This window comes from Marivirga aurantiaca, assembly GCF_016679925.1.
Classification (GTDB): domain Bacteria; phylum Bacteroidota; class Bacteroidia; order Cytophagales; family Cyclobacteriaceae; genus Marivirga; species Marivirga aurantiaca.
In genome coordinates this window covers 1-1,661 of sequence record NZ_JAEQBW010000028.1, presented here as the reverse complement: position 1 = coordinate 1,661, position 1,661 = coordinate 1, and the positions used below count along the sequence as shown (strand labels likewise).

Annotated in this window: 1 protein-coding gene; it reads left to right on the top strand. The window is 47.2% G+C overall.

Features of this window, described 5'->3' with window-relative positions; genetic code table 11:
- The coding region (locus JKA74_RS20625; RefSeq protein WP_201433137.1) for a hypothetical protein at positions 1 to 1,661 on the top strand (1,661 nt) is incomplete at both ends.

Below are 1,661 nucleotides of genomic sequence, written 5' to 3'. Positions count from 1 at the left end.
CCAGTTCGAGGCTTTTGATCCGGCAACAGCTGCATGTGGAAGCTCTTATTATACCGTGGATGTAACCATTGACGAACCTGCCACTGTCAACATAACAACGGCCGGGGCCAATATCTGCCAAAACCAGACTATTTCCCTATCAGGAGATTTCTCAGGAAGTGCCTCTTCTGCTACATGGTCGGAAGATGGAAATGGTAGTTTGTCCAATATCAATATTTCAGGAAATACGGTAACAGCAGATTATATTCCTGTCCCTGCTGATGCCGGAAATACAATTACATTTACACTGACCACTGACAATCCTGCCAATACATGTGACCAGATAGCTGAAACAGTACAGTTTGTCATCGATGAAGCACCAATTTCTGCTATCACCACAACGGCCACTGAGGTTTGTGAGGCTGATCCTTTTACTTTACAGGGTACTGTTTCAGGTGGGGCCAATAACGGAGAATGGCAAATCAAGGCAGGGCAAGGGGCTTCAGTTGATGCTTCCGGTTCCCTGACAGCTACCACCAACAACAGCGGAAGCTGGGAGGCTGTCTTTACACCGAATGGTTCCTACTTCGGAGATGTTATTTTTGAGTTCGTTGCTTCGGCTCCCAACTCCTGCTCCGACCATGTGGAAGAGCATACATTGACCATCTTTGAAAGGCCTACGGCCACACTGCCCGCCAACTTTAACACTTGCGGAGATGCCACTTTGGATCTTGATGCCTCGCTGACAGGATCAACACTCAATGGAGAATGGACCATCATTGCCAATGGTGACATAAATCAGATGAGTGCTACTTCTGTAACTTCCGGAATAGCTACTACCAGATACAATCCTCTTGCTGCTGATTACAACACCACCATTACTTTCCAGTTCGAGGCTTTTGATCCGGCAACAGCTGCATGTGGAAGCTCTTATTATACCGTGGATGTAACCATTGACGAACCTGCCACTGTCAACATAACAACGGCCGGGGCCAATATCTGCCAAAACCAGACTATTTCCCTATCAGGAGATTTCTCAGGAAGTGCCTCTTCTGCTACATGGTCGGAAGATGGAAATGGTAGTTTGTCCAATATCAATGTTTCAGGAAATACGGTAACAGCAGATTATATTCCTGTCCCTGCTGATGCCGGAAATACAGTTACATTTACACTGACCACTGACAATCCTGCCAATACATGTGACCAGATAGCTGAAACAGTACAGTTTGTCATCGATGAAGCACCAATTTCTGCCATCACTACAACGGCCACTGAAGTCTGTGAGGCTGATCCTTTTACTTTACAGGGTACTGTTTCAGGTGGGGCCAATAACGGAGAATGGCAAATCAAGGCAGGGCAAGGGGCTTCAGTTGATGCTTCCGGTTCCCTGACAGCTACTACCAACAACAGCGGAAGCTGGGAGGCTGTCTTCACACCGAATGGTTCCTACTTCGGAAATGTTATTTTTGAGTTTGTTGCTTCAGCTCCAAACTCCTGTTCCGACAATGTGGAAGAGCATACATTGACCATCTTTGAAAGGCCTACGGCCACACTTCCCGCCAACTTTAACACTTGTGGGGATGCTGCCTTTGACCTTGATGCCTCGCTGACAGGATCAACACTCAATGGAGAATGGACCATCATTGCCAATGGTGATGCCGGACAGTTAACGGCCACCAATG